General features: G+C 67.1%; 21 protein-coding genes. 19 read left to right on the top strand and 2 right to left on the bottom strand.

Features of this window, described 5'->3' with window-relative positions; genetic code table 11:
* Positions 1-81: 81 nt before the first annotated feature.
* A complete protein-coding gene (locus ACFW3F_RS06975) occupies positions 82-1,749 on the top strand; it encodes a DUF222 domain-containing protein (protein ID WP_388055646.1) in 1,668 nt (555 codons plus the stop codon).
* On the opposite strand, the gene tgt is transcribed toward ACFW3F_RS06975, so the two are convergent.
* Positions 1,746-3,023 (bottom strand): tRNA guanosine(34) transglycosylase Tgt, encoded by a 1,278-nt coding sequence (gene tgt, locus ACFW3F_RS06970; RefSeq protein ID WP_388055644.1) that lies wholly within the window; start codon positions 3,021-3,023, stop codon positions 1,746-1,748. The genes ACFW3F_RS06975 and tgt overlap by 4 nt on opposite strands.
* 95 nt (positions 3,024-3,118) lie before the next feature.
* Here tgt and ACFW3F_RS06965 point away from each other — a divergent pair, with 95 nt between their 5' ends.
* The 3 genes from ACFW3F_RS06965 to ACFW3F_RS06955 all read left to right on the top strand — a co-directional run bounded on the left by ACFW3F_RS06965 (position 3,119) and on the right by ACFW3F_RS06955 (position 6,005).
* Positions 3,119-3,619, top strand: a complete 501-nt coding sequence (locus ACFW3F_RS06965) for a hypothetical protein (RefSeq protein ID WP_388055642.1) — start codon at positions 3,119-3,121, stop codon at positions 3,617-3,619.
* A 60-nt stretch (positions 3,620-3,679) separates the two neighbouring features.
* Positions 3,680-4,471 carry a MerR family transcriptional regulator gene (locus tag ACFW3F_RS06960; protein WP_388055640.1) on the top strand — a complete coding sequence of 264 codons (792 nt, stop codon included), beginning with the start codon at positions 3,680-3,682 and terminating at the stop codon, positions 4,469-4,471.
* A 109-nt stretch (positions 4,472-4,580) separates the two neighbouring features.
* Positions 4,581-6,005: a glutamate decarboxylase gene (locus ACFW3F_RS06955; RefSeq protein ID WP_388055638.1), complete on the top strand. Its 1,425-nt coding sequence runs from the start codon at positions 4,581-4,583 to the stop codon at positions 6,003-6,005.
* Between the two features lies 1 nt (position 6,006).
* On the opposite strand, the gene murF is transcribed toward ACFW3F_RS06955, so the two are convergent.
* Positions 6,007-7,320 (bottom strand): UDP-N-acetylmuramoyl-tripeptide--D-alanyl-D-alanine ligase, encoded by a 1,314-nt coding sequence (gene murF, locus ACFW3F_RS06950; RefSeq protein ID WP_388055636.1) that lies wholly within the window; start codon positions 7,318-7,320, stop codon positions 6,007-6,009.
* A 100-nt stretch (positions 7,321-7,420) separates the two neighbouring features.
* Here murF and ACFW3F_RS06945 point away from each other — a divergent pair, with 100 nt between their 5' ends.
* The 15 genes from ACFW3F_RS06945 (at position 7,421) to nuoN (ending at position 24,919) form a co-directional block, all read left to right on the top strand.
* Complete coding sequence (locus ACFW3F_RS06945; protein ID WP_388055634.1) at positions 7,421-8,497, top strand: D-alanine--D-alanine ligase family protein; 1,077 nt, start codon at positions 7,421-7,423, stop codon at positions 8,495-8,497.
* 83 nt (positions 8,498-8,580) lie between these two features.
* Positions 8,581-8,988 (top strand): hypothetical protein, encoded by a 408-nt coding sequence (locus ACFW3F_RS06940; RefSeq protein ID WP_388055632.1) that lies wholly within the window; start codon positions 8,581-8,583, stop codon positions 8,986-8,988.
* Positions 8,989-9,149: 161 nt separating this feature from the next.
* Positions 9,150-9,554 carry an NADH-quinone oxidoreductase subunit A gene (locus tag ACFW3F_RS06935; RefSeq protein WP_388055630.1) on the top strand — a complete coding sequence of 135 codons (405 nt, stop codon included), beginning with the start codon at positions 9,150-9,152 and terminating at the stop codon, positions 9,552-9,554.
* Between the two features lie 39 nt (positions 9,555-9,593).
* Positions 9,594-10,148 (top strand): NuoB/complex I 20 kDa subunit family protein, encoded by a 555-nt coding sequence (locus tag ACFW3F_RS06930; protein WP_388055628.1) that lies wholly within the window; start codon positions 9,594-9,596, stop codon positions 10,146-10,148.
* Entirely contained in the window at positions 10,145-10,864 is a 720-nt protein-coding gene (locus tag ACFW3F_RS06925; protein ID WP_388055626.1) for an NADH-quinone oxidoreductase subunit C, read from the top strand. Before ACFW3F_RS06930 ends, ACFW3F_RS06925 begins: the two co-directional genes overlap by 4 nt.
* Positions 10,864-12,177 carry an NADH dehydrogenase (quinone) subunit D gene (gene nuoD / locus ACFW3F_RS06920; protein ID WP_388055624.1) on the top strand — a complete coding sequence of 438 codons (1,314 nt, stop codon included), beginning with the start codon at positions 10,864-10,866 and terminating at the stop codon, positions 12,175-12,177. The genes ACFW3F_RS06925 and nuoD overlap by 1 nt, the downstream gene beginning before the upstream one ends.
* Positions 12,174-14,231: an NADH-quinone oxidoreductase subunit NuoF gene (nuoF, locus tag ACFW3F_RS06915; protein ID WP_388055622.1), complete on the top strand. Its 2,058-nt coding sequence runs from the start codon at positions 12,174-12,176 to the stop codon at positions 14,229-14,231. Before nuoD ends, nuoF begins: the two co-directional genes overlap by 4 nt.
* Positions 14,228-16,654, top strand: a complete 2,427-nt coding sequence (locus ACFW3F_RS06910) for an NADH-quinone oxidoreductase subunit G (RefSeq protein ID WP_388055620.1) — start codon at positions 14,228-14,230, stop codon at positions 16,652-16,654. The genes nuoF and ACFW3F_RS06910 overlap by 4 nt, the downstream gene beginning before the upstream one ends.
* Positions 16,651-17,928 carry an NADH-quinone oxidoreductase subunit NuoH gene (nuoH, locus tag ACFW3F_RS06905; protein ID WP_388055618.1) on the top strand — a complete coding sequence of 426 codons (1,278 nt, stop codon included), beginning with the start codon at positions 16,651-16,653 and terminating at the stop codon, positions 17,926-17,928. Before ACFW3F_RS06910 ends, nuoH begins: the two co-directional genes overlap by 4 nt.
* Positions 17,921-18,487, top strand: a complete 567-nt coding sequence (gene nuoI, locus ACFW3F_RS06900; RefSeq protein WP_064571890.1) for an NADH-quinone oxidoreductase subunit NuoI — start codon at positions 17,921-17,923, stop codon at positions 18,485-18,487. The genes nuoH and nuoI overlap by 8 nt, the downstream gene beginning before the upstream one ends.
* Positions 18,484-19,272 carry an NADH-quinone oxidoreductase subunit J gene (locus ACFW3F_RS06895; RefSeq protein WP_388055616.1) on the top strand — a complete coding sequence of 263 codons (789 nt, stop codon included), beginning with the start codon at positions 18,484-18,486 and terminating at the stop codon, positions 19,270-19,272. The genes nuoI and ACFW3F_RS06895 overlap by 4 nt, the downstream gene beginning before the upstream one ends.
* Entirely contained in the window at positions 19,269-19,568 is a 300-nt protein-coding gene (nuoK, locus tag ACFW3F_RS06890) for an NADH-quinone oxidoreductase subunit NuoK (protein ID WP_006358927.1), read from the top strand. Before ACFW3F_RS06895 ends, nuoK begins: the two co-directional genes overlap by 4 nt.
* A 10-nt stretch (positions 19,569-19,578) precedes the next feature.
* Positions 19,579-21,492 (top strand): NADH-quinone oxidoreductase subunit L, encoded by a 1,914-nt coding sequence (nuoL, locus tag ACFW3F_RS06885; protein ID WP_388055613.1) that lies wholly within the window; start codon positions 19,579-19,581, stop codon positions 21,490-21,492.
* Complete coding sequence (locus ACFW3F_RS06880) at positions 21,489-23,132, top strand: NADH-quinone oxidoreductase subunit M (protein WP_388055611.1); 1,644 nt, start codon at positions 21,489-21,491, stop codon at positions 23,130-23,132. Before nuoL ends, ACFW3F_RS06880 begins: the two co-directional genes overlap by 4 nt.
* Positions 23,132-24,919: an NADH-quinone oxidoreductase subunit NuoN gene (gene nuoN / locus ACFW3F_RS06875; protein WP_388055609.1), complete on the top strand. Its 1,788-nt coding sequence runs from the start codon at positions 23,132-23,134 to the stop codon at positions 24,917-24,919. The genes ACFW3F_RS06880 and nuoN overlap by 1 nt, the downstream gene beginning before the upstream one ends.
* The last annotated feature ends 149 nt before the right edge of the window (positions 24,920-25,068 follow it).

Raw genomic sequence — 25,068 nt, 5'->3', positions numbered from 1 at the left:
GCGGCGTGATTCGATTGCCAGAGAAATGGCGATCGGGAAATCGATCCTTGACTCGAACGTATGTTCGAGTATTGTGGAGGCATGCCATCGGGGGCGGGGGCCGAATCCACATCGGTGGACCCATCACAGCACTCGGTCGAACCACGCCTTCGTCTCGACGATGAACTCGCCGCCTCCGAACTCATCGAGGTGTTGAGTCATTGCGCCGGGCTGGCGGCAGCGTCCGCGCATCGAATGATGGTCGTTGCCAGCCTCATTCACGACGAGCGCGAGATGGACTACGCCCAGCAGCGCGCCGAGACCCACAGCGGCGAACTCGACTCCATCGAAGCCTTCGAGAACCTGTCAGCGCGGGTGGCCGCCGGCGAGAACCCCTACGAGCAGTTCGGCCCGAACGGACTCGAGCAGGCCATCGCCGAAGTCGGTGCCACTCTGACGGTGACACCGGCCGAGGCGAAAGAGCTGATCGAGGCCGGTGACGCGCTGCGCTATCGACTCGCCTTCACCGGACACGCCCTGGCGTGCGGTCGAATCGACAAGCGTCGCTTCCTGATCGCCCTCAAACGCACCGACCTCATCACCGATACCGACGAGATGCAGACCGTCGACGCCCATCTGGCCGAGGCGACCTTCGCCCGCGCGCCGATGTCGACGGCGCGCTTCACCGCCATGGTCGACTCGATCGTCGCCAAGTGGGCGCCCGACGCGATCCGCCGACGCAAAGAGCGGGTGAAGGGTGATCGCAAGGTGACGGTCACGCCTGATCGGTTCACACCCGGACAGTCCCGGATCGGCGGCACGCTGCCCGCCGCCGATGCCGCCGAGTTCGATGCCCGGCTGTCGTCGATGGCCACCGCGGTCCATGCCGGTGACCCTCGAACCCTGCCCATGCGACGCGCCGACGCCCTCAAAGCCCTCGCCCGGGGCGAAGCGGCTCTCACCTGCCTATGCGACGACTGCGCCGCTGCCCCAGGCGACACCGACTCGCCGCACGACGTCGATGCGGAAGTAGCCGCCGCCGCTGAACGTGTCGTGGACCCGTCCGCCGACAGCGTGGTCGCCGAGCCCCGCGACACGAACGCCTCACCATCGCTCGCACCGCGCGCGACCTTCCACATCGTGGTGAATCTGTCGACGCTGATCGGTCTCGACGACGATCCCGCGTTTCTCGACCGGCACAGCATCCTTGACGCCGACACCGCCCGAACCCTTCTAGCCGAAGCCCGACGCACCTACATCCATCCCACCCCCGCCAACCCCGACGCCCCACCGGCCCCAGCACCGGTCGCCGACGCCAACAGTTCAGCGACCCGGTACGCCCCGTCGAAGAAGCTGCAGGCCCTGGTTCGTGCGGGCGAACTGTGCTGCACCTTTCCGGGCTGCAATGCGCCGGTCTGGCAGATCGACCTCGACCACACCGAACCCTTCGACCACGCCGACCCACGTCGCGGCGGCCCGACCGATGCGCGCAATCTGAAGCCGCTGTGCCGGTTTCATCACCGCATCAAGACCTTCACCAGCTGGCAGGACCACCAAGACGAACTCCAGACCGCCTGGTACACCACACCCACCGGACACATGTTCGTCGGCAACGCCTTCAGCGGACGCGACCTGTTCAACAAGCTCACCCCGAGCCGGCCACCCGATCACCCAGCACGGTCGAGGCTCAACGACCTGCGCGACAACGACTTCCGACGCCAGCAGCGCGCCGACAAACGCTGGAACGACGCCAACCCGCCGCCCTTCTAGACATCGGTCACGGCCTCTGTGGAGCCCCCGTAGTAGCGGCGCAGGAATTCGTCGCGGTACTCGGTGTACGTGCCGTTCTCGATGGCCTCGCGGGCTCGGTCGACGAGAGTGACGATGAACGACACGTTGTGCAGCGTCGCGAGAGTCGCGCCGAGTCCTTCCTTCGCCTTGAACAGATGGTGCAGGTAGGCCCGGCTGTACTGCGACGTGTAGTTTTCCACCTCGGGGTCGAGCGACCGGAAGTCGCTGCGGTACTTGGCATTGGTCACGTTGTACCGGCCGTCGAGTGAGTAGATCGCACCATTGCGGGCGACCCGGGTGGGCGACACGCAGTCGAAGGTGTCCACGCCGTTCTCGATGGCGGTGAAGATGTCGTCGGGTTCACTGATCCCCAGTAGATGCTTCGGGGAGTCCTCCGGGAGCTCGTCGTTGACCCAGCCGACAATGGTGCCGAGGTTGTCCTTCTCGAGTGCGCCACCGATGCCGTAGCCGCCGAAACCCTTGCCGCCGACAGCACGGTCCGCCTCGCTCAGCGCGACGAGATCGCGCGCCGCTTTGCGCCGCAGATCCTCGTACTGCGCGCCCTGGATGACCCCCCACAGGGACTGCTGCGGCCGATGCGCACGCTCGACGCTCAACCGATTGTGCTCATCGAGGCACCGGATCGCCCACAGTCGCGTTCTCTCCAGCGAATTCACCTGGTAGTCACGGGTGTTCATCAGCGTGGTCAACTCGTCGAAAGCGAAGATGATGTCGGCGCCCAGCTGGTGCTGGATCTGCATCGACACCTCGGGGGTGAATCGATGAGCCGAGCCGTCCAGGTGTGACTTGAAGGTCACCCCGTCGTCGTCCACCCGCGAGAGCCGTTCCTTGCCATTGGCGGTGAGGTCGTCGTCGGGAGTGCCGGTGGCCTCCATCGAGATGACCTTCTTGAACCCCGCACCGAGCGACATCACCTGGAAGCCACCACTGTCGGTGTAGGTGGGGCCCCGCCAGTTCATGAACGCCCCGAGCCCACCCGCCGCGTCGATGATCTCCGGCCCCGGCTGCAGATAGAGGTGGTAGGCGTTCGCGAGTACTGCCTGGGCGCCCAAGGCGGCGACGGACTCGGGCAGGACCGTCTTGACGGTGGCCTTGGTACCGACGGGCACGAACGCAGGGGTGTGGATCGGCCCGTGCGGGGTGGCGATCGTCCCCGTGCGCCCACGGGTGCCGGGCAGGGTCGTGCCGACGGTGTACGTGGGGTCGGCGATGTCGGTTCCGGTACTGCTCACGCCGAGAATCTTCGCAGGTCGAGCCGTGTCACCCAAACCGGCGCGGGCATACGGCCTTGGTGCGACGACCGCCACGTTCGCTACGGTGGGAAACCATGTCGCGCAGAACTCGCACACCCGGTACCGCAGCGAACAGCCTTTCCACGGCAGTGAGGGTCGCGGGCGCGACCCTCGGGCTGTCGGTGGCGATGATGGCGCTGGCTGCGTGCGGCGAGGAGCAGGACGTCACCGCGGCTTCGTCGATGCCGGCCACCAGTGCGGCCGCGACGAGTGAGCAGACCGACGGTCCCGCGACCTCGCCCCCGGTGGTCCCCGGTCGCAAACCGGTGTCGACGACACCGTCGAGCACGGTCGCCTCCGACGACTCCGACACCACCTGCGGCACCATTCCCGGTCCCGACGGCGCGCTGCGCGTACTGGTCCTCGCCGGCGACGTGACCTGCGACTCGGCTCGGAGCATCGCCACCCAGTACGGACCGAAGATCACCACCGGCCAGCAGCAGTCGGTGGCCGGTTGGACCTGCGCGCCCTCGCAGCTCGAGGGCGTCCTGGCAGCCTGCCAGAAGGGCACCACGGTGATCGGTTTCGCACCGTGATGCCGACCCCGCCCGCCGGCGCTTGACCCTCACGCGACGTCAGGCATCAGGGTAGGTCCCGTGAGCGAGGAAAAGCGCACCGAGAGCAAGGACACCCGCGACCTGACCGTGGGTGTCGTCGCCGGGTTGGTGGGGGTCAGTATCCGCACCCTGCATCACTACGACCAGGTCGGTCTGGTGGTGCCATCCGGCCGGACCCCGGCCGGTTATCGCGTCTACGACGACACCGACATCGAACGTCTCCACCAGGTACTCACCTACCGTGAGCTGGGCTTTTCCCTCGAGCAGATAGCGACCCTGCTCGACGATCCGGACGTGGACCCGCTGGGTCACCTCGAGACGCAGCACGAGCTGCTGACCGAGCGGATCGATCGCCTGCTCCGGATGGTCGCATCACTGGAGGAGATGATGAACGCCAAGAAGGAAGGCATCGCCCTGTCGGCGGCAGAGCAGGCCGAGATCTTCGGGGACCAATGGCCTGGCGAGGAGTATGCCGCCGAAGCCGAGGAGCGCTGGGGCGACACCGACGCCTGGAAGCAGAGCCAGACGCGGACCGCGAAGTACTCCAAGCAGGACTGGCAGCGCATCAAGGACGAGACCGACGACCTGGAACGACGCCTGGCAGACGCCATGCGCCACGAGGTGACACCCGGTTCGGCGGAGGCCAACGCACTCGCCGAGGAGCACCGGGCACAGATCGGTCGCTTCTACGACTGCGACCACGCCATGCAGGTCTGCCTGGCCGACATGTACGTCGCGGACCCGCGGTTCACCGAGCACTACGACGCGCAGGCACCCGGTCTCGCCGTCTTCGTCCGCGAGGTGATCCGCGCCAACGCGGAGCAACAGTGACCGATGCCGGGCACGGTCGCCGACCGCAGGACGAGTTCGGCGACCGTGTGCCGGCGGTTCACGTACGAAGCACTCCATACGTGGTCGGATTCGACTAAGTTCGGTGCTCATGACCACCGACCCGGGCGTCCACAATCAGAGTGGTGGCGCCCGCGCCACCACCAACATCGGCGATGCGATGTCCCTGCGCACCGTCTTCACCCGCGCCGGTGAGGCCACCGACCTCCCCAAGTTCGCGCTGGGTGACTCGATGTTGTTGCCCGAGACGGCTTATCAGATCGTCCACGACGAGGCGATGCTCGACGGCAACGCGCGTCTGAATCTCGCGACCTTCGTCTCCACCTGGATGGACGACGAGGCGCAGAAGCTGTACGCGGAGACCGTCGACAAGAACATGATCGACAAGGACGAGTATCCACAGACGGCCGCGATCGAGGACCGGTGCTGGCGCATCCTCGCCGACCTGTGGCACAACCCGGATGTCGACAACGCGATCGGCACCTCGACCATCGGATCGTCGGAGGCCTGCATGCTCGGCGGCCTCGCCCTCAAACGGCACTGGCAGACCCGACGCCGCGCCGAGGGCAAGTCGACCGAGAACCCCAACATCGTGCTCTCGACCGCGGTCCAGGTCTGCTGGGAGAAATTCTGCAACTACTTCGAGGTCGAACCCAAATGGGTGCCCATCAGTCCCGATCACCTCGTGCTCGACGGTCATGACCTCGAGAAGTACGTGGACGAAAACACCATCGGCGTCGTGGCCATCATGGGCCAGACCTACACCGGCATGTACGAGCCGGTCACGGAGATCGCGGCCAAGCTCGACCAGATCCAGGCCGACACCGGCCTCGACGTGAAGATCCACATCGACGGCGCGTCGGGCGCGATGATCGCCCCCTTCTGCCAGCCCGACCTCGAGTGGGACTTCCGCGTCGATCGCGTGGTCTCCATCAACACCTCCGGCCACAAATACGGTTTGGTGTATCCGGGCGTCGGCTGGATCGTGTGGCGTGACACCGACGCACTGCCGGAGAGCATGGTGTTCCACTGCTCGTACCTCGGCGGCGACATGCCGACGCTCGCGCTCAACTTCTCCCGCCCCGGAGCGCAGGTCCTGCTGCAGTACTACATGTTCCTGCGGCTTGGTCGCGACGGCTTCACCCAGGTCCAGCAGGGCTCCCTCGATGTCGCGCAATGGCTTTCGTCGCAGATCGCGCAGATCAACGGCCTCGAACTGGTCAGCAAGGGCGACACCATCCCGGTCTTCGCCTGGAAACTGAAGGCCGGGCACACCGAGAACTGGAACCTCTACGATCTGTCCGATCGGCTGCGTATGAAGGGCTGGCTCGTTCCCGCCTACCCGATGGCCGACGACCTCGCCGACCTGACCGTGCAGCGGATCGTGGTGCGCGCCGGGCTGAGTCATGACCTCGCCCGGGCTCTGATCGCCGACATCCAGACCGAGGTCGAGTTCCTCGACCGCCTGGAGAGCCCGATGCCGCGCGAGGGCGACGGGTCACACTTCCACCACTGAGTCAGTCGAGCAGCGCCTGCGCCACCCGCTCCAGAGCCGCGACCCGACTTCCCTTGACCAGCACCGCGGTTCGGTCGTCGAGATCGCCCAGTTCGGCCACCACGGCGTCCACGTCGCGGACGTGGCGCGCAGTGTCGCCGTAACCTGTCTCGGCGACCGCGATGACCTCGATCCCGAGGCCACGGGCCTCCAGCGCGATCGCATGATGCTGGGCCGGCGAGTCGGTACCGAGTTCGGCCATGGTGCCGAGCACCGCCACCCGGCGCGACGCCGGGAGTGCGGCCAGCGAACGCAGCGCGGCCGACATCGACGTCGGGTTCGCGTTGTAGGCATCGTTCAGCACCACGACACCGCGCGACGACGTCGCGAGTTCCATTCGCAGGCCGGACAATTGCGCGGCGAGCAACCCGCCCGCCATCGCGTCGACCGGCACTCCGAGCCCACCGGCGGCGGCCGCTGCGGCCAACGCGTTGGGGACCTGATGTTCGCCGCGCGCGCCCAGCCGGACATCGGTCGACCCCCACGGGGTGTGCATACGGAACGACGCCCGCAGTTCGTCGTCCATGACGATGTCGGACGCGTACACGTCGGCATCCGGCGAGAGTCCGTAGCGCAGGACCCGAGCCGAAGTGCGGTCCGCCATCGCCGCGACGTACCGGTGGTCGGCGTTGAGCACCGCGATCCCGTCGGCCGGGAGCGATTCCACCAGTTCGCCTTTCGCGCGCGCCACGGACTCGATGTCGCCGAACAGCTCCAGGTGCACGCCTTCGACTCGGGTGATCACGCCGACCGTCGGGTTCGCGATGGAGCACAGCAGGTCGATGTGGCCGATGCCGCGCGCGCCCATCTCGAGGACCACCGCCTCCACGTCGTCGGCGGCCGCGGCGAGGGTGATCGGGAGCCCGAGCTCGTTGTTGAACGACTTCTCGCTGGCCGCGGTGCGGTAGGTGGTGCCGAGCACGCCGGCGAGCAGATCCTTGGTCGACGTCTTGCCCACCGATCCAGTGACCCCCACGACGCGATCGGGGATTCGTGAACGGACAGCCCGGCCGAGGTCGGCCAGCGCTAGTGCGGTGTCGGCGACGCGGATGGCGGTCCCACCGACCGGATCGGTCCGAGAGGTCAGGTAGGCGGTGGCGCCGCCGTCGAGCGCCGCCGGGATGAAGTCGTGGCCGTCGCGCTCGGCCACGATCGGTACGAACAGCTGCCCCGGCCGGATGCTGCGCGAGTCGATGCCCGCTCCGTCGATCTGCACGTCGGGGCCGAGGAGTTCCCCGCCCACGGCCTCCGCGACCTCGCTCGCTCTGAATTGCACGGTCTCACGCTAGCCGACGACGCTCCCCTGCCGGCTGAGCCGAGTCGAAGTCCCCGCACACACCGAGAACCCGATTGCACGGGGCCGTATCGTGACAGTCATGTCTTCTCGGCTGCTGCGTCTGGTGGTTCTCTACGGTGGCGTCTCCGCCGAGCACGATGTGTCACGTGTCACGGCTGCGCACGTCCTGGCCGCGGCCGACCGGAACAAGTACGACCTGGTCCCCATCGGCATCGCCAAGGACGGGACGTGGTTGCGCAACGACAAGGCGATCGCGGCCATCACCGACGGGACGCCCCTGCCCGACACTCTCGAGGTCGCCGGGACCGTCGTCGAACCGCTGACCGAACTGCGAGGTCACGCAAGCGAGGCCATCACGGTCGTCCTCCCTCTTCTGCACGGTCCGCACGGTGAGGACGGCACCATCCAGGGGATGCTCGAGCTGTTCAAGCTGCCCTACGTCGGTGCGGGTGTGCTGTCGTCGGCGGTCTGCATGGACAAGGCGATGGCCAAGATCGTCGCCGAGCAAGCCGGCATCCCACAGTGTCGCTGGGTCGAGTTCCGCGACGGCGTCGACGACCCGGAGACGATCACCACTCGCGCAATCGACGCGCTGGGGCTTCCGGTGTTCGTCAAACCGGCGAACCTCGGCTCGTCGGTGGGCATCACCAAGGCGCACGACGAGCGCGAGCTCGACGCGGCCGTCGATCTCGCCCTCCGGTACGACAACGTGGTCATCATCGAGGAGGCGGTGACCGGGCGCGAGATCGAGGTCGCCGTTCTCGGTGACACGGCACCCGAGACGTCGGTCCCGGGCGAGATCAAACCCGGCAGCGACTTCTACGACTACGAGGACAAGTACGTCACCGGCGCCGCCCAGCTGGTCATCCCCGCGGCCGTGTCCGAGGCGGCGGCAGCCGAGGTGCGCGAACTCGCCGCGAAGACGTTCACCGCGATGCGGTGCAGTGGGATGGCCCGCGTCGACTTCTTCTACGAGGAATCCGGGCGCGGCTGGTTGCTCAACGAGGTCAACACGATCCCGGGCTTCACCCCGGGGTCGATGTATCCCAAACTGTGGGAGGCCACCGGCGTGCCCTACCCGGATCTGATCGACTCGCTGGTCACCTTCGCGCTAGAGGTGCACCGCCGCCGCGCGGGGTTCTCCACCGAGCACTGACCCTGCGATCCGTAGCGGACATGTGCACATAGCGCGCATGTTTTCCACAGATCCCGAGGGTGTCGGGTTGTAGCATCGCAACCGTGACCGACTCCCAGTCTGCGCGGGCCCTGCGGGTGTTGGTCTATTCCGACGACTCACAGACCCGCGCGCAGGTCATCGGCGCGATCGGCACACATCCCGATCCCGGTATCCCACCCGTCAGCTTCATCGAGGTCGCCACGGCCCCAATGGTGTTCGCGCAGCTCGACGCCGGTGTCATCGACGCCGTCATCGTCGACGGCGAGGCCACCCCGGTCGGCGGCATGGGCCTGGCGAAGCAGATGAAGGACGAACTCGATCCCAGCCCGCCGGTCCTGGTCCTCCTCGGCCGCGCCGACGACCGGTGGCTCGCGGACTGGTCCCGGGCCGACGCCGTGGCCGTGCTGCCCGTCGACCCGATCGTCCTCCCACGTGCGTTCGTCGACATGATCGGAAACGCCGAACTCTAGAAAACAGTGACTCGCGCCACACACTGACACTAGGCTTGTGTTGCAGCTCACATTCGTACTGGCGGACCAGATCGTCCACCAGCGCGGATAGGACGAACACCCGGGCCGGTCACACCGAACAGGTGCACTCCGGTCGCCACAAGCGAGGAGGGGTCCGCGCTTTGAACGCCTACGTCCCGATCATGATCCTCGGGGCAATCGGCGTGGCGTTTGCCGTTTTCAGCGTCTTCATCGGCATCGCGATCGGACCGAAACGGTACAACCGCGCCAAACTCGAGCCCTACGAGTGCGGCATCGAGCCGGTCGAACAGAGCCTGCTCTATCCGTCACGTAGCACCGCGGGCGGCCCGGTGGCGACCGGCTCGGTCCAGCGCGTACCGGTCAAGTACTACCTCACCGCGATGCTCTTCATCATCTTCGACATCGAGATCGTCTTCCTCTACCCGTGGGCCGTCGCCTTCGACTCACTCGGATGGTTCGGTCTCATGGCGATGCTCCTTTTCATCCTCAACGTCTCCGTCGCATACGCCTACGAGTGGCGACGCGGCGGACTGAGTTGGGACTGAGAGCTTTTCGCACGATCTGACACCGGCAAGGAGGCCACCATGGGACTCGAGGAGAAACTCCCCAGCGGATTCCTGCTGAGTACCGTCGAGGATCTGGCGGGCTTCATGCGCAAGGGCTCGCTGTGGCCGGCGACATTCGGACTCGCGTGCTGCGCCATCGAGATGATGGCCACCACGTCGGGACGTTACGACCTCGCCCGCTTCGGGATGGAGGCGTTCCGGGCATCTCCGCGGCAGGCCGACCTCATGATCGTCGCCGGCCGCGTCAGCCAGAAGATGGCACCCGTCCTCCGTCAGATCTACGACCAGATGCCGGAGCCCAAATGGGTTCTCGCGATGGGGGTCTGCGCGTCGTCGGGCGGGATGTTCAACAACTACGCCATCGTCCAGGGCGTCGATCATGTGGTGCCCGTCGACATCTACCTGCCGGGTTGCCCGCCGCGGCCGGAGATGCTCCTGCACGCGATCCTGAAACTGCACGAGAAGATCCAGGAGATGCCGCTCGGGGTGAACCGTGACGAGGCGATCTGGGCGGCCGAACGCGCCGCACTCCAGGCCACCCCCACGATCGAGCTCAAGGGGCTGCTCCGATGACCACGGAACCCGCCCCCCCACCGCCCGTGACATCCGACCCGCTCGCCTCGCCCCCGGCGTCGGGCGCCGAGCAGATCGGCGTCCGGCACGGCCTGTTCGGTCCGCCCGGAACCGGCGACACGTCGGGGTACGGCGGATTGATCCGACCGGTCACGCTGCCGCCCAGTTCGTCCCGTCCGTACGGCGGCTACTTCGACGAGATCGCCGATTGCCTGCTCGACGAGCTGGGCGAGACTTACGACGACGCCATCGAGAAGGTCGTGGTCTTCCGCGACGAGATGACCATCCATGTTGTGCGCGAACATCTTCCGTCCGTGGCGTTGACACTTCGCAATGCGCCCGCGCTTCGCTTCGAACTCTGCCTGGGGGTCAACGGGGTCCACTACCCCGGCGACGCCGAGCGAGAGCTCCACGCGGTCTATCCCCTTGCCTCACTGACCCACGGGCGACGGGTGCGGCTCGAGGTCGCCGCGCCGGACACCGATCCGCACATCCCGAGCATCTGTGACATCTACCCCACCAACGACTGGCACGAACGCGAGACCTACGACTTCTTCGGCATCGTCTTCGACGGCCACCGATCACTGACCCGGATCGAGATGCCCGACGACTGGGAGGGCCATCCTCAGCGCAAGGATTACCCGCTCGGCGGAGTTCCGGTGGAGTACAAGGGAACCCGCGTCGACCCGCCCGACCGCAGGAGGTCGTACAACTGATGCCCGACACCCACACCCGTACCTACACCGTGTCCGGGCAGGACTGGGACTCGATCGTGTCCGACGTCCGCACCCGCGCCGAGCAGCAACCCGGAGACGAACGCATCGTCGTCAACATGGGTCCGCAACATCCGTCGACGCACGGGGTGCTGCGCCTGATCCTGGAGATCGAAGGCGAGACCGTCACCGAGGCTCGCTGCGGAATCGGCTATCTGCACACCGGGATCGAGAAGAACCTGGAGTATCGGAACTGGACCCAAGGGGTCACGTTCGTCACGCGGATGGACTACCTGTCGCCGTTCTTCAACGAGACCGCCTATTGCCTCGGAGTGGAGAAGCTCCTCGGCATCACCGACGACATCCCGGAGCGCGCCACCGTCATCCGGGTGATGCTGATGGAACTCAACCGCATCTCCAGTCATCTCGTCGCCTTGGCCACCGGCGGAATGGAACTGGGTGCCGTCACGGCGATGTTCCTCGGATTCCGCGAGCGGGAGTCCATCCTCGACCTGTTCGAGCACATCACGGGCCTCCGGATGAACCACGCCTACATCCGGCCCGGAGGAGTCGCCCAGGACCTACCGGCGGACGGCATCGAGCGGGTCGCCGAGGTGATCGGCCAACTCCCCACTCGTCTCGACCAACTCGGAGACCTGCTCACCGACAACTACATCTGGAAGGCGAGGACGCAGGGCGTCGGTTATCTCGACCTCACCGGCTGCATGGCGCTCGGGATCACCGGCCCGGTACTACGGTCGACCGGCTACCCGCACGATCTGCGCAGGTCCGAACCGTACTGCGGTTACGAGGACTACGAGTTCGACGTGATCACCGAGGACACCTGCGACTCCTACGGCCGCTACCTGATCCGCGTCCGCGAGATGCGCGAGTCCCTCCGCATCGTCGAACAGTGTCTGGAGCGTCTCCGCCCGGGGCCGGTGATGGTCGCTGATCGCAAACTCGCCTGGCCCGCCGACCTCGCTCTCGGACCCGACGGACTGGGCAACTCGCCCGAGCACATCGCCCGGATCATGGGCACCTCGATGGAAGCCCTCATCCACCATTTCAAGCTGGTCACCGAGGGCATGCGGGTACCGGCCGGGCAGTGCTACGTGGCCGTCGAATCACCGCGCGGCGAACTCGGCGTCCACATGGTCAGCGACGGCGGCACACGCCCGTACCGTGTCCACTTCCGCGACCCGTCGTTCACGAATCTGCAAGCTGTCGCGGCGATGTGCGAAGGCGGAATGGTTGCCGACGTGATCACCGCGGTGGCCAGCATCGACCCGGTGATGGGAGGCGTGGACCGATGACCGATCCCGTGTTCGTGGACCTGACCACCGCGCCGCCGCCGGAAGGCTCGGCCCCGGCCCACGCCGACCCCGTCCCGACCATCACCTTCGACGGTCCGGATGGCTACCCGGACGACGTCGTCGAACGACTCACCGCCGAAGCGCTTCCGATCATCGCCCGCTACCCCCAGGCGCGTTCGGCGTTGCTCCCGCTGCTGCACCTCGTGCAGTCCCAGGACGGCCATCTCACCCGCGCCGGCATCGAGTTCTGCGCTGCACAACTGGAACTGACCGCCGCACAGGTCGCATCTGTCGCCACCTTCTACTCCATGTACCGACGCACACCCACCGGCGAGTATCTCGTCGGCGTGTGCACCAACACCCTCTGCGCCACCCTGGGCGGCGACGAGATCCTGCGCGCCGTCTGCGACCACCTGGGCGTCGAACCCGGGGACACCACGGCCGACCGCCGCATCACGATCGAGCACATCGAATGCAACGCGGCCTGCGACTTCGCGCCGGTGGTGATGGTCAACTGGGAGTTCTTCGACGACCAGACCCCGGAGTCGACCATCGAGTTGATCGAGGACCTCCGCGCAGGGGTCGAAGTCGCCCCGGCTCGAGGCACCGGTCCCGTGCGGTCGTTCCGCGGGACCGAACGCGACCTGGCCGGGCCCCCGCTGGTTGAGCCGGCACCGAGCGCAGCCAGGAGCCGAGTCGAAGCCACCTCCCAGCCACCACGCCCAGCACCCGAGCCCGAACCCCCGGAGACCCCGGTCCTCTCCCGACACTGGGACGAGCCGAACTCCTGGACCCTCGACAACTACCGGCGCCACAACGGTTATCGAGCGTTGTCGACCGCGTTGACGACCCCTCCCGACGACATCATCGCGACTGTCAAGGCCTCCGGCCTCCGCGGCCGGGGAGGTGCGGGGTTCCCGGTCGGGATGAAGTGGTCGTTCATCCCCCAGGACGATCCCGCCGAACCCGGACCCACCGTCCCGCACTATCTCGTGGTCAACGCCGACGAATCCGAACCCGGCACCTGCAAGGACATGCCGCTGATGCTCGCGTCGCCGCACACCCTCGTCGAGGGTGTGATCATCGCGGCGTATGCGATCCGCGCGCACCACGCGTTCATCTACGTGCGCGGCGAAGTCGCCTCGGTACTGCGGCGGTTGCGTACGGCCGTCGACGAGGCCTACGCCGCAGGCTATCTCGGCACCGACATCCTGGGTTCCGGCTTCGACCTGGAACTGGTCGTCCATGCCGGCGCGGGTGCCTACATCTGCGGCGAGGAGACCGCGCTGCTCGATTCGCTGGAGGGCCGTCGGGGACAACCCCGCCTGCGCCCACCGTTCCCGGCGGTCGCCGGACTGTATGCGAGCCCGACGGTCGTGAACAACGTGGAGTCGATCGCGAGCGTCCCGGCGATCATCCGTAACGGCGTCGACTGGTTCCGGTCCATGGGCACCGAGAAGTCCCCCGGATTCACGCTCTACTCACTCTCGGGTCATGTCACGCGGCCCGGACAATACGAAGCGCCGCTCGGTGTCTCGCTACGGGAACTGCTCGATCGCGCCGGCGGGGTGCGCGCCGGACACGAGCTGAAGTTCTGGACGCCCGGCGGGTCGTCGACGCCGATCCTGACACCGGAACACCTCGACGTCCCGCTCGACTACGAGGGCGTGGGCGCGGCCGGATCCATGCTCGGTACCAAAGCCCTCCAGATCTTCGACGAGACGACGTGCGTGGTCGGTGCGGTGCTGCGGTGGACGCAGTTCTACGAACACGAGTCCTGCGGCAAATGCACGCCCTGCCGCGAAGGCACCTACTGGCTGGTGCAACTGCTCCACCGTCTCGAGCACGAGGGTGGCACCGCCGCAGACCTCGACACCCTCGCCGATGTCACCAACAGCATCGTCGGCAAGTCGTTCTGCGCTCTCGGCGACGGTGCGGGCAGTCCGATCGTGTCGTCGCTGGAGTACTTCCGCGACGAGTATCTGGCCCACCTCGACCACGGGTGTCCGTTCGATCACTCGCAGTCGACCATCTGGTCGGGAGGCGTTCGATGACACTCACCCACGGCAGCGATCCGGCGGCCGAGACCGACAACCTGGTGGGCATCACCATCGACGGCCGCGCCCTCCGGGTTCCCAAGGGCACCTTGGTCATCCGTGCGGCCGAGCAGATCGGGATCACGATCCCGCGGTTCTGCGACCATCCGCTCCTCGAACCGGTCGGCGCCTGTCGGCAATGCCTCGTCGAAGTCGAGGGGCAGCGTAAGCCCCTCGCGTCGTGCACGACCGTGGCCACCGAGGGCATGGTCGTGCGGACGCAGCTCAGTTCCGAGATCGCGGCGGGAGCCCAGCGCGGGGTGATGGAACTCCTCCTGATCAACCACCCCCTGGATTGTCCGGTGTGCGACAAGGGTGGCGAGTGCCCCCTGCAGAACCAGGCGATGTCGGCCGGACGTTCCGAGTCGCGGTTCGACGGTGTCAAGCGGACCTTCACCAAGCCGGTCCCGTTGTCGTCGGAGGTCCTGCTCGACCGCGAGCGGTGCGTGTTGTGCGCCCGCTGCACCCGATTCTCCACCCAGATCGCCGGTGATCCGCTCATCGAGCTGGCGGATCGTGGTGCGTTGCAACAGGTCAGCATCTACGCCGACGAACCGTTCGATTCCTATTTCTCCGGCAACACCGTCCAGATCTGCCCTGTCGGGGCGCTGACCGGAGCGCAGTACCGGTTCCGCGCCCGTCCCTTCGACCTGGTGTCGACGCCGAGCGTGTGCGAGCACTGCGCGAGTGGGTGCGCTCAGCGCACCGATCACCGTCGAGGCAAGGTACTGCGCCGCCTCGCCGGTGACGATCCCGAGGTCAACTCGGAGTGGAACTGCGACAAGGGACGATGGGCGTTCGCCTACGCGTCGTCGACCGAGCGGATCACGGCCCCACTCGTCCGCGACCGGCACGGCGAGCTGCGTGAGGTGTCGTGGGCGCATGCCGTGCGCACCGCGGCGCAGGGGTTGGCCCGCACGCTCGGCGATGCCGGTGTCCTCACCGGTGGCCGGTTGACCGTCGAGGACGCCTACGCGTACTCACGATTCGCGCGAACCGTGCTGCACACGAACGACATCGACTTCCGCGCCCGCAGCCACAGCACCGAGGAGGCCGACTTCCTCGCGGCCCGCGTCGCCGGGCGCGGACTCGAGACCACGTACGAGGACCTGTCCGCCGCACCCGCGGTGCTGCTGGCGGGTTTCGAGCCCGAGGAAGAGTCCCCGATCGTCTTCCTTCGCCTCCGGCAGGCGGTACGCACCGCGGGTCAACGGGTCGCGACGCTCGCCCCGTTCGCGAGTCGCGGCGCGGCCAAGCTCGACGCCACGCTCTTCCCGGTCGTGCCGGGTGACGAGGCTCGAATGCTTCGATCCGACGCGGTACTCGCCCACCTCGAACCACCCGGATCGGTCATCCTCGTCGGCGAACGGCTCGCCACCCGGCCCGGTGCGCTGCTCGCGGCCGCCGAGCTGGCCGACCGCGCCGGCGTCCGTCTGGCCTGGATTCCGCGGCGCGCCGGCGAACGAGGCGCGCTCGAGGCGGGCGCGCTGCCGGGGCTCCTGCCCGGCGGCCGGCCGCTCGACGACGATGCCGCGCGAACGCCGGTGTCGGAGATCTGGGGGACCGAACTCGACCGGCGGCCCGGGCGCGACACCGCCGGGATCATCGATGCCGCTCGCTACCACGGGCTCTCGCTGGTGGTCGCCGGAGTCGACATCGACGATCTCCCCGACCCGACCGCGGCGGCCGAGGCGCTCACCGCCGCACCGTTCGTCGTCAGCCTCGAACAACGCCCCAGCGCTGTCACCCGATCCGCGAACGTGGTGTTCCCGGTCGCCGCCGTCGCGGAGAAGGGCGGCACGTTCGTCGACTGGGAGGGCCGCCCGCGGACTTTCACCACCGCGCTGGACGATTCGGGCCACCTGTCCGACCACCGCATCCTCGACGCGATCGCCCGGCAGATGGGTGTCGACCTCCGGTGCGCCGACGTGCCCACCATCCACATCGACCTGCGACGGATCGGCGCATGGTCCGGACGGCGCGCCCCCATCGCCGCCGTCGCCGATCCGCGGCGTACGCCGGACGCGGGCCAGGCGATTCTGGCCGGATGGCACATGTTGCTCGACGACGGCCGGATGCAAGACGGGGAACCACATCTGGCCGGCACCGCCCGCCCCCCGGTGGCCCGCCTGGCTCCGTCGACCGCAGCCGAAGCCGGCGTCGGGGCGGGTGATCGTCTGCGCATCAGTACCGCAGACGGCGCCATCACCGTGCCGGTCGAGATCACCGACATGCCGGATCGGGTCGTGTGGCTCCCACTGTTCTCGCCCGGCTCGCACGTCCACGCTGAGCTGCGCGCGGAGGAAGGCGATCTCGTCGCTCTCGCACCGGCCCCTGCACCGGTCGACATCACAGACGACACCGAAGGGGGCGCCCCGTGACGCTCGCCGCCGACTTCCCCACGCTCGACGACTTCGGGCACGATCCGATCTGGCTCATCGTCGCCAAGGCGGTCGCCGTGTTCGCGTTCCTCGTCGTCAACCCACTCGTCGCGATCCTTCTGGAGCGAAAGATCATGGCGCGCATGCAGACCCGGATCGGCCCGAACCGGGTCGGCCCCAAGGGTATCCTGCAGAGCCTCGCCGACGGGGTCAAGCTCGCACTCAAGGAGGGGATCATCCCCTCCGGCGTCGACAAGGTCATCTACCTGCTCGCACCGATCATCGCGGTCGTCCCGGCGGTGATGGCCTTCGCGGTCATCCCGTTCGGACCGATGGTGTCGGTCTTCGGTCACCAGACACCCCTGCAACTCACCGATCTCCCGGTCGGGGTCCTCTACGTCCTGGCCGTGACGTCGGTGGGCGTGTACGGAATCGTGCTGGCGGGCTGGTCGTCGGGGTCCACCTATCCGCTGCTCGGCGGACTCCGATCGACCGCCCAGGTCATCTCGTACGAGATCGCGATGGGACTCACCTTCGCCGCGGTGTTCCTCGACGCCACCACCATGTCGACGTCGGGAATCGTTGCCGCACAGGAACACCACTGGTATGTCCTGCTGCTCCTGCCCTCGTTCGTCATCTACGCCATCTCGATGGTCGGCGAAACCAACCGGGCGCCGTTCGACCTTCCCGAGGCCGAGGGCGAACTGGTGGGCGGATTCCACACCGAGTACTCGTCGTTGAAGTTCGCGATGTTCATGCTCGCCGAGTACATCAACATGGTCACCGTCTCCGCGCTCGCCACCACCCTGTTCCTCGGTGGATGGCAGGCGCCGTGGCCGGTCAGCGCCTTCGACTGGGCGAATTCCGGCTGGTGGCCCGTCCTCTGGTTCACCCTCAAGGTGTGGGCATTCCTGTTCGTGTTCATCTGGCTGCGAACCAGTCTGCCGCGCCTGCGATACGACCAGTTCATGAATCTGGGCTGGAAGGTCCTGATCCCCATCTCGCTCACATGGGTGATGGTCGTCGCGATCATCCGCGCCGCGTTCGCCGGCGACGATGCCGATCTCACCCGGGCGCTTGTGTCCGCCGGTGCCGGACTGGTGGTCACCGGGCTGATCGCCTACGCGGTCTGGCGGTTGATGCGGGTCCCCGACGTCCCGGACGCGGCGGAGGAGTCAAGGGATCCGACAGCACCCGACGAGTTCGACCCCATGGCCGGTGGATTCCCCGTGCCGCCCATGCCCAGAAGCGTGAGGGAGACCACCGATGCCTGACTTCCTGAAGCCGGTGAGCGGGTTGCGCGTCACCTTCGGTGGCATGTTCCAGCCGACGATCACCGAGCAGTATCCCGAGGAGAAGCGACCGACCGCGGCCCGCTATCACGGCCGCCACCAACTCAATCGGCACCCCGACGGCCTCGAGAAGTGCATCGGTTGCGAACTGTGCGCCTGGGCGTGCCCGGCCGACGCCATCTACGTGGAGGGTGCCGACAACACGCCCGACGAGCGCTACTCACCCGGCGAACGGTACGGAAGCGTCTACCAGATCAACTATCTGCGGTGCATCGGCTGCGGACTGTGCATCGAGGCGTGCCCCACGCGAGCACTCACGATGACCAACGACTACGAACTCGCCGACGACAACCGCGCCGACCTCATCTACGAGAAGGACCGTCTGCTGGCCCCGCTACAACCGGGCGTCGCGGCGCCGCCGCACGCGATGGCGCCGGGGTCCACCGAGGAGAACTACTACCGGGGAGAAGTCAGTGCCGACGGCCGCGTGACCCTGCCGAACCCGACGGTACGAGTGAGCAGCGAGGAGACGCGGCCATGACCCCCGCGGACACCGTGTGGCTCGCCGACGAAGTGGTGCGCACCTCCACCGGTGAAGCGATCCAGTTCTGGGTTCTCGGTGCCGTCGCGGTCGCGGGAGCGCTGGGAGTCGTCCTCGCCACCAAGGCCGTCTACTCGGCGATCTTCCTGGCCACCACGATGATCGTGCTCGCCGTCTTCTACGTCGCGCAGGGGGCGCTGTTCCTCGGTGTGGTGCAGGTGGTGGTCTACACCGGCGCGGTGATGATGCTGTTCCTGTTCGTCATCATGCTGATCGGGATCGACTCCTCGGATTCGCTGCGGGAAACACTACGCGGACAGCGCCTTTACGCCACATTGATCGGCCTGGGCTTCGGGATTCTGCTCATCGCCGGTATCGGCAGCGCCACCATCGGTGTGGTCACCGGCGCCACTGGGTCCGGCGTCATGGCCGCCGGGAGCGACTCCTCCGTCGAGGCCATCGCCGAACTGATCTTCGTCCGCTACCTGTGGGCGTTCGAGCTCACGGGCGCACTGCTCATCGCCGCCACACTCGGTGCCATGGTGCTAGCGCATCGGGAACGGTTCGGGCCGCGGCTCACGCAGAAGGAACTGTCGCAGGCCCGGTTCCGCAGCGGAGTGAACCTGACCCCGCTCCCGACACCCGGCGTGTACGCGCGCCACAACGCGGTGAACGTGCCGGCACGCCTTCCCGACGGGTCGCCGTCGGAGCTGTCGGTGAACGCCATCCTGGCCGCGCGGACCCTCCGCGCCCGCCCACCCGACGATGCCGGGGGTGACCGATGAACCCGGAGAACTACCTCTACCTCGCGGCGCTGCTGTTCACCATCGGCGCCGCCGGAGTGCTGCTGCGGCGCAACGCGATCGTCGTGTTCATGTGTATCGAGCTCATGCTCAACGCGGCCAACCTCGCCTTCGTCACCTTCGCCCGGATGAACCAGTCCTTCGACGGCCAGGTCATCGCCTTCTTCACGATGGTCGTCGCCGCGGCGGAAGTGGTGGTCGGACTGGCGATCATCATGACCATCTTCCGATCACGCCGCTCGGCGTCGGTCGACGACGCGGATCTACTGAAGCGGTAGAGGAGGATTGGTGAACGCCGAACTCACTGCGTCACTGCTCTGGTCGATCCCGGCACTGCCGCTGCTCGGCGCCGCGATCCTCCTCCTCGGCGGTCGCGCAACCGACCGCTGGGGCCACCTGCTCGGCACAGGCCTCGCGATCGCGTCGTTCGCGGTCGCGCTGATGATGTTCACCGGCATGGTGTCCCGTGCGGCTGATGACCGCGCCGTGTCGGACATCCTGTTCAGCTGGGTACCGGTGGGCGAGCTACAGGTCGACTTCGGGCTCCGTCTCGACCAGTTGTCGATGTGCTTCGTACTCCTGATCACCGGCGTCGGTTCGCTCATTCACGTCTATTCGATCGGTTACATGCAGCACGATCCCGATCGTCGTCGATTCTTCGCCTACCTCAACCTGTTTCTCGCGGCCATGCTCGTGCTCCTCCTGGCCGACAACTACTTGGGTCTCTACCTCGGCTGGGAAGGCGTCGGGCTCGCGTCGTATCTGTTGATCGGTTTCTGGCAGCACAAGCCGTCGGCGGCCACCGCGGCCAAGAAGGCGTTCGTCGTCAACCGGGTCGGCGACATCGGGCTGGCCGTCGCACTGATGATCATGTTCGCCACGTTCGGATCGGTGAGCTTCACCGCGGTGTTCGGTGGCGCGTCACAGGTGGGCGAGACCACCCTCACCGCACTGGGTTTCATGCTGCTGCTCGCCGCGTGCGGCAAGTCGGCGCAGGTGCCGCTGCAGTCCTGGCTCGGCGACGCGATGGAAGGTCCGACACCGGTGTCGGCGCTGATCCACGCCGCGACCATGGTCACCGCCGGCGTCTACCTGATCGTCCGCTCGGGTCCGATCTTCGATCTGGCCCCGACGGCACAGGTCGGGGTCGTGGTCGTCGGCGCGGTCACCCTGTTGTTCGGCGCGATCATCGGTTGCGCGAAGGACGACATCAAGAAGGCGCTCGCCGCGTCGACGATGAGTCAGATCGGGTACATGGTCCTGGCCGCCGGGCTCGGGCCGGCGGGCTACGCGTTCGCCATCCTGCACCTGCTCACCCACGGCTTCTTCAAGGCGGGTCTGTTCCTCGGTGCGGGTTCGGTGATGCACGGGATGAACGACGAGACCGACATGCGTCGCTATGGTGGCCTGCGCAGCCTCATGCCGATCACCTTCGTCACCTTCGGCGTCGGCTACCTCGCGATCATCGGGGTGCCGCCGTTCGCCGGCTTCTACTCGAAGGACCACATCATCGAGGCGGCGTTCGGCGCAGGCGGAGCGAAGGGTCTGATCCTCGGTGGTGCTGCGCTTCTCGGTGCCGGCATCACCGCGTTCTACATGACCCGGGTCATGTTGCTCACCTTCTTCGGCGACAAGCGCTGGCACGACGGCTCCGACGCACCCGCACCGCATCCGCACGAGTCGCCGCGGGTCATGACCGGCCCGATGATCCTGATCGCACTCGGTTCCGTCGCATCGGGTGGACTCCTCGCCATCGGCGGATCGCTCGAGACGTGGCTCGAACCCGTTGTCGGAGAACACTCCGCGCACCATCTCATCCCGGTGTGGGCGATGACCGCGATCATCCTCCTCGTGGTCGCCGTCGGCGTCGGCGTCGCCTATCGGCAGTACGCGACTCGGCCGGTGCCGGTGATCGCACCCGAGGACGTGTCCGCGCTGACCATCGCTGCCCGCCGCGATCTGTACGGCGACGCGGTCAACGAGGAACTGCTGATGCGGCCGGGTGAGCGGTTGACCGCCGGCCTCGTCGCGGTCGAGTCCGACGGGGTCGACGCATTCACCAGCGGTGTGGGTGATGCGGTGACGGGTTCATCACGTCGAATACGCGGTTGGCAGAACGGTTATGTCCGATCCTATGCCCTGTCGATGTTCGCGGGCACCACGGCGATCGTGGCCCTGGTGATGGCGGTGAACATCCTGTGAGCATCCCCTGGTTGACCATCCTCTGGGTCGCGCCTGCTGTCGCCGCGGCGCTCATCCTCGCGATCCCGGCGCATCGGTCGACCGCGGCGAAGTGGTGTGCGCTCACGGTGTCGCTGGCGGTCCTCGTCTTGTCGGTAGGTCTCGCGATCGGTTTCGATCCGGCCGGCGAGCGCTACCAGTTCGTCGAGGACGTCAGCTGGATACCGGCGCTGGGTACGCGGTATGCGCTCGGCCTCGACGGCATCGGACTGGTCTTGGTGCTGCTCACCGCGGCGCTTCTGCCACTGCTGCTCGTCGCAGGCTGGCGGGATACGGAACCGGCAGGCTCGCTGGATCATTCGGGTGGTCGGGCACAGAAGGGCCCGCACATCTATCTGGCGTTGTTCCTCGCGACCGAGGCGATGGTGCTGATGAGCTTCGTCGCCCTCGACGTGCTGCTGTTCTACATCTTCTTCGAGGCGATGCTGATCCCGATGTACTTCCTCATCGGCGGCTTCGGTACCGGGCCGAACCGCTCGGCTGCCGCGGTGAAGTTCCTGCTGTACAACCTCTTCGGTGGCCTCCTCCTGCTGGCCGCGGTGATCGGGCTCTATGTGGTGACCGCCCAGAGCGGCATCGGCGCGGACGGTGGCGGGAGCTTCGCGCTGCCGGACATCGCTGCCGCGGTCGCGAGCGGGCAGATCGACGACACGACCGGGCTGGCCAAGCTGCTGTTCCTCGGCTTCCTGTTCGCGTTCGCGGTGAAAGCCCCGCTGTGGCCACTGCATTCGTGGCTACCCGACGCCGCCGTCGCTGCCACCCCGGCCTCGGCGGTGCTGATGATGGCCGTGATCGACAAGGTCGGGACCTTCGCGATGCTGCGATTCTGCATGCAGTTGTTCCCGGACGCGTCCCAGTACTTCGCACCGGTCGTCTGTGGCCTCGCAGTGGTGAGCGTCGTCTACGGCGCAATCCTGGCCATCGGCCAGACGGACGTGATGCGGCTCATCGCCTACACCTCCATCTCGCACTTCGGGTTCATCATCCTCGGCATCTTCGTGATGACCGACCAAGGCCAGACCGGATCCACCCTGTACATGGTCAACCACGGCATCTCCACCGCCGCACTGTTCCTCATCGCCGGGTTCCTGGTGTCACGCCGCGGGAGCACCCTGATCGCCGACTACGGCGGGGTGCAAAAGGTCGCGCCGGTGCTCGCCGGCACGTTCCTGGTCGCCGGACTCGCCACCCTCTCGCTACCCGGACTCGCCCCCTTCATCAGCGAGTTCCTGGTCTTGATCGGCACATTCACCCGATACCCGGTCGCCGCGGTGGTGGCATGCTCGGCACTCGTCCTCTCGGCGATCTACATTCTGTGGACCTATCAGCGCATGATGGGCGGGCCACCGAAGGTGGCCGATGCCCGGTCGTCGTCGATGCGGGACCTCGCGGGACGCGAGCTGGTGGTCGTCGCTCCGCTGCTCGCGCTGCTCATCGCGCTGGGGGTGTATCCGAAGCCGATGATCGACCTGATCGATCCCGCGGTGCAGGCAACGCTCACCACCGTCGGCGTCGAAGCGCCGCAACCGGCGGTGGCCGACCCCGAACCGGCTGTCGCCGACCACCCGCACGGCACCACCACTGACGCGGAGGGCAACTGATGAATCCGACCACCCTCATCGGCGATTCGATGACGCTCGCTGCCATCGACACCCCCAGCGTGGAATACGCATCGCTGTCGCCGATGCTCATCGTGTTCGGCGCCGGCGTGATCGGGGTGCTCGTCGAGGCGTTCGCGCCGCGCACACTCCGTTATCCCCTGCAACTCTCGCTGTCGCTCGGCGCGCTGGTCGTCGCTTTGGCAGCGCTCGTCACGGTGGCAACCGCGCAGACTCACGAGGGCGCGAACGGCGAGTTCGCGATGTCCGGCGCGGTGGTGATCGATCGACCGGCGCTGTATCTGCAAGGGCTGCTGCTGATCATCGCGATCATCGCAGTCGGGTTCATGGCCGAGCGTCGACTCGAACGCGTGGTGGCGCCCGTGACTCTGCGCAAGCTCGCCGGGGTCGGCGGAGCGGACGAGTCATCGGCCCGTGACGGGCTCACCAGCGGCAGCCCGGGCGGCGGCGGGGTCGACGCCGACATGTTCACCCCCTCCGGGGCGTCGGTACCCAACACCGACGCCGAGTTCGAGGCGACACGAGCCGGTGCGGTGACCACCGAGGTCTTTCCGCTCGCCCTGCTCGCGGTCGGCGGGATGATGCTGTTCCCGGCGTGCGGGGACCTGTTGACGATGTTCATCGCGCTGGAAGTGTTCTCACTACCGCTGTACCTGCTGTGCGGCCTCGCGCGGCGCCGGCGTCTCATCTCACAGGAGGCGTCACTGAAGTACTTTCTGCTGGGCGCGTTCTCGTCGGCGTTCTTCCTGTTCGGATCGGCATTCGTCTACGGCGCTACGGGTTCGCTCAACCTCTCGACGATCGGCGCATCGATCTCGGCGACCGACGACAGTGGCGGTGACACCACGTTGGCGCTCCTCGGGCTGGCACTGCTCGCCGTCGGTCTGCTCTTCAAAGTCGGTGCGGTGCCCTTCCATTCGTGGATCCCGGATGTCTACCAAGGTGCCCCGACACCGGTGACTGCATTCATGGCCGCCGCGACCAAGGTCGCCGCTTTCGGTGCCCTGTTGCGTGTGTTCTACGTCGGCTTCGACGCGCTCCGCGAACAGTGGGAACCCGCGTTGTGGGCGGTGGCGATCGCCTCGATGGTCATCGCCTCGGTGATGGCGGTGACCCAGAACGACGTCAAGCGCATGCTTGCGTACTCGTCCATCGCGCACGCCGGCTTCATCCTGCTGGGCCTCATCGCCTTCGACGAGGCCGGTCTCGGCGCCACGCTCTTCTACCTAGCCGCCTACGCGTTCACCACTCTCGGCGCCTTCGCCACCGTCGCCGTGATCCGTGAACCCGACACGGACACCGGAACCTCCGCGCGCAGCGCCGCCGTCCACGGTCCGACGCCCACCGCACGCAACCCCCACCTGTCCGGTCGCGAGGCGACCGACCTCACCCAGTGGTCGGGGCTGGGACGCCGATATCCCCTGGTGGGCGCCATGTTCGCGGTCTACCTGCTCTCGTTCGCCGGCATTCCGCTGACCAGCGGCTTCATCGCCAAGTTCGACGTCTTCGCCGCAGCCGCGGGCGCCGGAGGTGGCATCCTCGTGGTCATCGGCGTCGTCAGCAGCGCGATCGCCGCCTACGTCTACATCCGCATCATCGTGGCCATGTTCTTCGACGACGTCCCCACCACCGGCGCCCCACACGTCGTGAAACCCAGTGTGCTGACAACGTCCGGGATCGCCCTGTGCACTCTCATGACGGTGGCTCTCGGTGTCTTCCCGCAACCGCTGCTCGACCTCGCTGATTCGGCTGCGGTGTTCCTGCGCTGACGGTCTCGCTCGCCGGTGGCGCTGTGGAGTCGCCGAAGATGGTGGACGGCCGCGTATTCGAGGCCGCGGGTGGGTTGGGGCAGTTGTGTCCGGTATGCGGCACAAACTGCCGCATCGTCGGGCGCCGGTGTCAGCAGGGGTCGGACCAT

This window comes from Gordonia sp. NPDC058843, from assembly GCF_042743165.1.
Taxonomy (GTDB): Bacteria; Actinomycetota; Actinomycetes; order Mycobacteriales; family Mycobacteriaceae; genus Gordonia.
Note: the sequence above shows the minus strand (reverse complement) of the source record. Positions and strands in the feature narration are given on the sequence as shown.